Source organism: Rhodococcus sp. NPDC057014 (assembly GCF_042673295.1).
Classification (GTDB): Bacteria; Actinomycetota; Actinomycetes; order Mycobacteriales; family Mycobacteriaceae; genus Rhodococcus_F.
The window spans coordinates 1-7,231 of the sequence record NZ_JBHUSF010000394.1 but is presented as its reverse complement, the minus strand read 5'-3'; the positions used below and the strand labels follow the sequence as shown (position 1 = coordinate 7,231).

Sequence of the window (7,231 nt, the reverse complement as noted above, 5' to 3'; positions counted from 1 at the left end):
TGCACGAGCGGCGGCAGCCACCGGCGCACCAGAACCGCCGACAGCAGCACGGGCAGACCCAGCGCCGCGACGAGCGCGGTGACCGACAGCCACAGCGACCCGACGGCGAAGCCTGCGTAGATCAGCACCGCGGCCACCTCACCGAACAGTCCGGCGACCGAGGTGACGGTGGCGCGCGCGGGGCCCGTGATCGCATCCTGGACGCGCGATTCCGACACGATCATCGCGTTGCCGAGGATGCCGTAGCCGACGCCGAGCGCGAGGAATCCGGGGACACCGCCGAGCAGCGCTCCCCCGCCGAGGAGGATCGCGGCGACGGCGACGGCCCGCCCCATCGTCACGGCACGCATCGACGCCGTACGTCCGGCGAGGGCGGTGCCGACGACCTGACCGCTCACCGTGATCGCGACGAGCAGCGGTACGGACGCCGTCGCCGTGCCACCGTCGCGCGCGAGCAGCCCGAAGTACTCGTCGAACGCCAGAAACGCGATCAGCACCGCCGACAGCAGCACTCCGCGCCGCACCACGGCCTCGCGCGTCACCTCGCCGAGGCCGGCCCGCAGCATCGTGGCGTACCGGGCCGCGAGACCCAGCCGGTCGTCCGCGGCCTCGAGGGTCTCGTCCGCCTCCTCGACCTTCGGTGCCGCGGGCAGCAGCAGGGCGAAGCAGCCGTGGACCACGGTCGCGCCGACGCTGACCCACCCGACCAGCGGGTATCCGCCGAGGACGTAGAGCGGCGCGGCCGTCAGCGTCGCGAGAAGGTTGCACACCATGGCGCCCGAGTTGGCGTAGCCGAGCAACTTCGCGAAATCACCGGCAGCGTCGCGCGCCACCAGTTCGTCGTACAGCAGCGCCTCGAATGTGCCCGACTGGATGGCGCCGCTGATGCCCCACAACACGAATCCTGCCGCGAAACCCGCATACGACGGCACGAGGATCCACACGGTGAACCCGGCCGTGTACAGCACGGATGCGAATACCAGGAGGCCACGTCGGGACACGGTGTCGGCCCACGCGCCGGACGGCACCTCGGCGGCGAAGGACACGACCGACCAGATGACGAACAGGGACGAGATCTGACCGACGCTCAATCCGTGGTCTGCGAACAGCAGGTCGTACAGACCGTAGAGCGGGATGAGATCGCGCGTGGAGACATAGCCGACCACGCGGACGGCGAGAGAACGCTGTGAACCGGGTCAAGGCTGGGCGGCGGGATATCTCACGCGCCCAGTCTCGCACTCCGCGCCGGGAGTGTCACCCCGTTTCGGCCTAGCCGACAGTCGGCGGCTGATCGACGAGCTGTGCCATGTAGAGCTGGTCGCCCATCTTGTCCATCAGCTCGATCTGCGTCTCCAGGTAGTCGATGTGATCCTCTTCTTCCTTGAGGATCCCCTCGAGCAGTTTCGCCGACGTGGCGTCGCCCTTCTCGCGGCACATCTGGATGCCCGGACGCAGGCGCTCGACGACCTCGACTTCGATGGAGAGGTCGGAGTGGAACTGCTCTCGCAGGTCCTGCCCGATGCGCAGCGGCAGCAGCTTCTGATAGTTCGGAAGCGCTTCGAGGAACAGGATCCGGTCGGTGAGGATCTCGGCGTGCATCATCTCTTCGATGGACTCAGCCCGAGTCTTGTCCGCAAGTTTGGTGAATCCCCAATTGGCTTGCATCTTCGAGTGCAGGAAGTACTGATTGATCGCGGTCAGCTCACTGGTCAACTGTTCGTTGAGAAGAGCAATGATTTCGTCGTCGCCACGCATGACTTCTCCGTTCGCCCCGGTTGAGGCGAACGTACCACTGGCGATACGCCCGTGAGGCGAATCGCGGGATTCAGTTGTGCTGCAGTTTCGTCACGCAGCCGTGCTGCCGACGACCGTCTGCTCGCCCAGAATCTCCTTCAACCGATCGACGCAGGTTCCACATCCCCAGCCGGCGCCGCAACGCTCACCGATCGCATCCGCGCTGTCTGCCCCGGCGGCGCAGTGCTCGTGCACTTCGTCTTCCGTCACGGCCTTGCAGATGCACACGAACATGTGGAGCTCCTTACCAACTTGATTAGGTAAGGGTTACATCATTTTCGTGTTCGCGCAAGGGTAGCCTTCCCAAAATTTCGGGGAAACGCATCACGGTTTCAGAACATCCGTCCCGACGAACGGCACGAGCGCCTCGGGCACCCGCACGGTGCCGTCGGACTGCTGGTGGTTCTCCAGGATGGCGACGATCCACCGGGTGGTGGCGAGGGTGCCGTTGAGGGTCGCGGCCGTCTGCGGCTTCCCGTTCTCGTCGCGGTACCGCACCCCGAGGCGACGTGCCTGGAACGTCGTGCAGTTGGACGTCGACGTGAGCTCGCGGTACGCCTGCTGGGTCGGCACCCAGGCCTCGCAGTCGAACTTGCGGGCCGCCGACGACCCCAGGTCGCCGCCGGCCACGTCGATCACGCGGTACGGCACGTCGATGGCGGCGAGCATGTCGCGCTCCCACGCGAGCAGGCGCTGATGCTCGGCGTCGGCGTCCTCGGGCTTGCAGTAGGTGAACATCTCCACCTTGTCGAACTGGTGCACCCGGATGATGCCGCGGGTGTCCTTGCCGTAGCTGCCCGCCTCGCGGCGGAAGCACGTCGACCAGCCGGCGTACCGCTTGGGGCCGTCGGCGAGGTCGAGGATCTCGCCCGAGTGGTACCCGGCCAGCGGGACCTCGGACGTGCCGACGAGGTAGAGGTCGTCGTCGGCGAGGTGGTAGATCTCGTCCGCGTGGGCGCCGAGGAACCCGGTTCCCGCCATGATCTCCGGTCGCACCAGCACCGGCGGGATCATCATCTGGAACCCGTTGGCCATCGCCTTCTGCGCGGCCAGCTGCAGCATTCCCAGCTGCAGCATGGCGCCGAAGCCGGTGAGGAAGTAGAAGCGGGCGCCCGAGACCTTCGCGCCGCGCTCCATGTCGATCAGCCCCAGCGACTCACCCAGCTCGAGGTGGTCCTTGGGTTCGAAGTCGAACGCGGGAATCTCCCCGACCGTCTCGAGGGTGACGAAGTCGTCCTCCCCGCCCGCGGGGGCGCCGTCCTGGACGACGTTGGAGATCGCCCGATGCGCGGCGTCGAGCGCGGCCTGCGCCTCGTGTTGCTCGGCCTCGGCCTGCTTCACCTTGGCCGCGAGTTCCTTGGATCCCTCGAGCAGCGCCGGACGCTCCTCCGGGGACGCCTGACCGACCTTCTTGCCGAACGCCTTCTGCTCGGCGCGCAGGTTGTCGCCGGCGAGAACGGCGGCGCGACGGGACGCGTCGGCCTCGAGCAACGCGTCGACCAGGGCGGGATCTTCGCCACGGGTGCGCTGCGACTCGCGGACGGCGTCGGGGTTCTCGCGGAGGAACTTCAGGTCAATCACGGCTTCAAACCCTACCGGGCGCCGGGGAGCGGCTCACTCCGGTTTCGGTTCCAGCAGCGTCAGAAGGTCCTCACGACCGAACATCCGGGCGGCGTCGACGGCGGTCGGGTGGCCCGCCGTGGCGTCGGCACCACCGGCGACGAGGGCTCGTACGACGGCGTCCTCCCCCTTGAACAGCGCCCCTGCCAGCGGAGACTGCCCCTTGTCGTTGAGCCGGTCGACGTCGGCCCCGCGGTCGATCAGGACCTGAACGGCCTCGGCGTGACCGTGGTAGGAGGCCAGCATCACCAGCGTGTCGCCGTTCTGGTTGGCCAGGTTCACCGGGACGCCCGCGTCGAGGTACGTGGCGAGGGACACGGCGTCGCCGGATCGTGCCGTGTCGAACACGCGCCCGGCGAGTTCCTGCAGTTCGGGATCCACCGGCTCGGCGGGGCGCTGGGAGTCGTCGCTCATGGTGGTCGAAGGTACGCCGGGTTCGAGCCGATTGCGGGAGTTGTTCTGCTTCCTCGACCGGAACGGGCATTATGGAAATCGATGTCCTCAGATCAGTCGAACGGCGCCGACCCCCAGCCGCAGAATGGCGGGCAACCGGAGAAGGCTCGCCGCAGCATGTCCGCGACCACGACGCGTCGCGCGCTCGCGGCCGTCGCGGCAGGCGCCGTGGTGGCGGCCATCGCGACGGTCGCGATCGCCGGCGGTTTCAACCGCAGCGAGAACCTGCCCGCGCACTCGACGGGTGCCGGACCGCAGGCGACGGGTTCGGTGGAGGGTGATGCGTTCTCTTCGGCGACGGCCGGCGACTGCCTCGACTGGACGCCGTCGAACGACCCCCAGGAAGACCGCAAGGACGTCGCGAAGGTCGACTGCGCGGACGAGCACCGGTTCGAGGTGGCGGCGCCGCTGGACCTCAGCGTCTATCCGGGGGCCGAGTTCGGTCCGGGTTCGCGGTACCCGGGTGCGCTGCGGTTCGCCGCGCTGCGGGACGAGCACTGCGTGCCCGCCGTCGACACGTACCTCGGCGCGAAGTTCGATCCGTACGGCAAATTCAGTGTGGGTCTGATGTTCCCCAGCGAGTCCGGTTGGGCGTCGGGAGAACGCACCCTGCGGTGCGGCCTCCAATTCTCCAGCACGGCAGGAACGTTGCTGCCGTTCACCGGGAAGGTGGCCGAGCAGGACCAATCCAACATCTGGGATCCGGGCACGTGCATCGGGATCAATCAGAACGTGCCGACCGATCCCGTCGACTGCGCGCAACCCCATGCCTTCGAAGTGATCTCCGTCGTCGACCTGGCCACCCAGTTCCCGTCGTCGATGCCGTCCGTCGAGGATCAGGACAAGTATCTCGAAGGCGTGTGCACGCAGGCCGCCAACGAATACCTCGGTTCCGCCGACGCGCTGCGGAACAAGACGCTCACGCTGTTCTGGGACAACCTGGAACTCGACAGCTGGCTAGCGGGCAGCAGACGGGTGAACTGCTCGGTGGGTAAGGAGACCGACGCAGGCGGCTTCTCGACCATCACCGGTTCGGCGAAGGGCGAGATCCTCATCAACGGCGCCGCGCCCGTGCCTCCGCCGCCGGTCCCGGAGGGCAGGTCGATGCCGACACCGCTCCCCGGCGCGGCCCCGCCCCCCGGGAACTGATGTGGCGGTGAGCATGACGCCCGGCCGATTCGAGGAATTGGTGGGCGACGCACTCGATCTGATCCCACCCCAGCTCGCGGCCGCGATCGACAACGTCGTCGTCCTGGTCGACGACCGCAACGACGAGGACCCGTATCTGCTGGGCCTGTATCACGGGATCGCGCTGACGGAACGAGACAGTCATTACGGCGGATCGCTGCCCGATACCATTACCGTCTATCGCGACGCCCTCCTCGAAATCTGCAGCTCGGAGGAGGAAGTCGTCCACGAGGTAGCCGTCACCGTGATACACGAGGTTGCGCACTACTTCGGGATAGAAGAAGATCGCTTGCACGAGCTCGGCTGGGGATGAACGGTTTTCCCGGGAAAAGTTTCTCGGGATCGGGGGGAACCGAAGAGCGCGGTGCGGCGTCCAAGTGTGTAGGGACAGCTGCACATGCAGTTCGTTTGCCGGGGGGGCAACTGCCTTCCGCCTGCCTAGGTCAAGAAGGAGTTCGACGCACATGCCGGATCTGCACGTCGCACCTGAAGCTCTCGTCGCCGCCGCCGTGGAACTCGACGCGCTCGCCGCGCGGCTCGAGGCGGCCGTCGCCCTCAACTCCGCGGCCATCCGTGTGCTCCCCTCCGGGAGCGAAGAGGTCTCCCTGCACGCGGCCGGCTACTTCAACACGGTCGCCAGCACGTTCACCCCCGCTGTCGCGCAGGGCATTCTCGAGATGCGCGAGACCGCGAACACGCTCCGCACCCAGGCCGCGCTGTATGTCGCCGAAGACGTCGCGCTCGGCGCGACCCTCGCTGCGGGCATGTGACGGCCGGCGCCTCGAAACCACCAGGAGATCAGACATGACCATGGGACTGACAGGTGTCATCTGGTTGCCCCGGGGGGCAACCGTCAACTCGACCACCCTCGTCGCGGGCGCGGGACCGGTGCCGCTCAGTGTGGCCAGTGCGGCGTGGACGGCGCTGTCCACCAGCTTCGTCGACGCCAACCTCACGCTGGTCCGCGTGATGGCCGAACTCGCGGCCGGCTGGCAGGGTGTGTCCGCGGTCGCGGCACTCGCGAAGATCACCCCGTTCGCGGTGTGGACGGCCGAATGCGCGGAACTCGCCGCGGACACGGCCGCGAAGGCGGGGCTCGAAGCGGGCGCGTACACCACCGCCGCGCTCATCATGCCGAGCATTCCCGAGATCGTCGCCGTGAAGACCGCGAAGGCCACCGCGTACACGACCGGTGGTGCACTCAACGGCACCGCTGCGGCCGCGGAGGCCGCGGACCGTGCGATGGACATCCGCGCGGGGCTCGTGATGGAGGGCTACGAGGCCGCGTCGAACATCCTCGCGCTGAAGCGCGCGTACCGGCAGCCCCCTCGGATCGTCACCAAGGCCGATTCGAAGGAGGTCGGGAGTTTCGACGAAATCCCGTCCGACGGTGAATTCGATCCGACGCGCGCTGCCGCGGCCGCTGTGATGGCCGTGGGCCAGAATCCGGCCGTCACCACGGCCGCGTCGCAGGTCGGCAGCATCGCGGGCACCACCGTCTCCACCGCCACGTCGGCGGCGAGCAACATCGGCGGCGCGGCGTTGTCCGCGGTCACCGGCGGTGGCGCCACCCCGATGACGGGCGGCGCGGCGATGCTGTCGGGTGGCTCGTACGGCGGCGGGTCCGCGTCCACCAGTGCCGCGGCGGCCCGCACCTCCGTCGGCGGTATCGGCGCCGCCGCGGCAGGCGGGGCGACGCTGCCCGAGGGCTGGGGCAAGACGGACGGTGGTCAGGGCGCACGGCCCGGCGCACCGGCAGCCGCACCCGGCGGGGTGATCGGCGACGTTCGCGCCGACGTGAACCCGGCCGCGACGGCACGCGGCGGCACCGGCGGCGCACCGATGTCGGTCGGTCGCGGGGCGGGTGCGCCCGGTTCACAGGACGACGACGAGCGGGAGACCCCCGACTACCTGAAGAACTTCGAGCACTTCGCGGACGGGCGCACGGTCATTCCCTCGGTCATCGGCGCGAACCCCGACCACCGGGAGTCCGGACGGTGATCGACCTGGGCACCCGACCGGACGTACCGACCCTGCCGGCGGTGACCCTGAGCCTCGACGAAATGGATTACCTCGTCGACATGCTCGCGCTCGATGTGCTGCCGGTGGTGCTCGACGCGGCCCCGCGGTACGACACGTACGACGCCAGGGACGCCGCGTTCCGCGGCGCCGCCGA

9 protein-coding genes are annotated in these 7,231 nt (G+C 68.5%); 4 read left to right on the top strand and 5 right to left on the bottom strand.

From position 1 onward, the window contains the following. From ACFTZB_RS40670 to ACFTZB_RS40650, 5 genes are all read right to left on the bottom strand, one after another. On the bottom strand, positions 1 to 1,166 hold a 1,166-nt coding region (locus ACFTZB_RS40670), incomplete at its 3' end, for an MFS transporter (protein ID WP_378440855.1). Positions 1,167 to 1,269: 103 nt separating this feature from the next. After that, positions 1,270 to 1,755, bottom strand: a complete 486-nt coding sequence (gene bfr / locus ACFTZB_RS40665) for a bacterioferritin (RefSeq protein ID WP_378440853.1) — start codon at positions 1,753 to 1,755, stop codon at positions 1,270 to 1,272. Between the two features lie 90 nt (positions 1,756 to 1,845). Then, positions 1,846 to 2,028, bottom strand: coding sequence for a bacterioferritin-associated ferredoxin (locus ACFTZB_RS40660; RefSeq protein ID WP_378440851.1), 183 nt, complete (start codon positions 2,026 to 2,028; stop codon positions 1,846 to 1,848). A gap of 90 nt (positions 2,029 to 2,118) precedes the next feature. Then, positions 2,119 to 3,375, bottom strand: a complete 1,257-nt coding sequence (serS, locus tag ACFTZB_RS40655) for a serine--tRNA ligase (RefSeq protein ID WP_072938633.1) — start codon at positions 3,373 to 3,375, stop codon at positions 2,119 to 2,121. A 33-nt stretch (positions 3,376 to 3,408) separates the two neighbouring features. Further along, positions 3,409 to 3,828 (bottom strand): ankyrin repeat domain-containing protein, encoded by a 420-nt coding sequence (locus ACFTZB_RS40650; RefSeq protein WP_378440848.1) that lies wholly within the window; start codon positions 3,826 to 3,828, stop codon positions 3,409 to 3,411. An 81-nt stretch (positions 3,829 to 3,909) separates the two neighbouring features. On the opposite strand from ACFTZB_RS40650, the gene ACFTZB_RS40645 reads away from it, so the two are divergent. From ACFTZB_RS40645 to ACFTZB_RS40630, 4 genes are all read left to right on the top strand, one after another. Beyond that, positions 3,910 to 5,016 carry a septum formation family protein gene (locus ACFTZB_RS40645; protein WP_378440846.1) on the top strand — a complete coding sequence of 369 codons (1,107 nt, stop codon included), beginning with the start codon at positions 3,910 to 3,912 and terminating at the stop codon, positions 5,014 to 5,016. A 1-nt stretch (position 5,017) separates the two neighbouring features. Further along, on the top strand, positions 5,018 to 5,368 hold the full coding sequence (locus tag ACFTZB_RS40640; protein WP_012691102.1) for a metallopeptidase family protein: 351 nt from the start codon (positions 5,018 to 5,020) through the stop codon (positions 5,366 to 5,368). A 151-nt stretch (positions 5,369 to 5,519) separates the two neighbouring features. Beyond that, positions 5,520 to 5,825, top strand: coding sequence for a PE family protein (locus tag ACFTZB_RS40635; RefSeq protein ID WP_276136712.1), 306 nt, complete (start codon positions 5,520 to 5,522; stop codon positions 5,823 to 5,825). Positions 5,826 to 5,859: 34 nt separating this feature from the next. Then, positions 5,860 to 7,056: a PPE family protein gene (locus tag ACFTZB_RS40630; RefSeq protein ID WP_378440843.1), complete on the top strand. Its 1,197-nt coding sequence runs from the start codon at positions 5,860 to 5,862 to the stop codon at positions 7,054 to 7,056. Positions 7,057 to 7,231: the final 175 nt, after the last annotated feature.

Excerpts from the sequence above, each read along its gene's own strand:
- bfr (WP_378440853.1), bottom strand. The coding sequence starts at position 1,755 with ATGCGTGGCGACGACGAAATCATTGCTCTTCTCAACGAACAGTTGACC.
- ACFTZB_RS40660 (WP_378440851.1), bottom strand. The coding sequence starts at position 2,028 with ATGTTCGTGTGCATCTGCAAGGCCGTGACGGAAGACGAAGTGCACGAG.
- ACFTZB_RS40650 (WP_378440848.1), bottom strand. The coding sequence starts at position 3,828 with ATGAGCGACGACTCCCAGCGCCCCGCCGAGCCGGTGGATCCCGAACTG.
- ACFTZB_RS40645 (WP_378440846.1), top strand. The coding sequence starts at position 3,910 with ATGTCCTCAGATCAGTCGAACGGCGCCGACCCCCAGCCGCAGAATGGC.
- ACFTZB_RS40635 (WP_276136712.1), top strand. The coding sequence starts at position 5,520 with ATGCCGGATCTGCACGTCGCACCTGAAGCTCTCGTCGCCGCCGCCGTG.
- ACFTZB_RS40630 (WP_378440843.1), top strand. The coding sequence starts at position 5,860 with ATGACCATGGGACTGACAGGTGTCATCTGGTTGCCCCGGGGGGCAACC.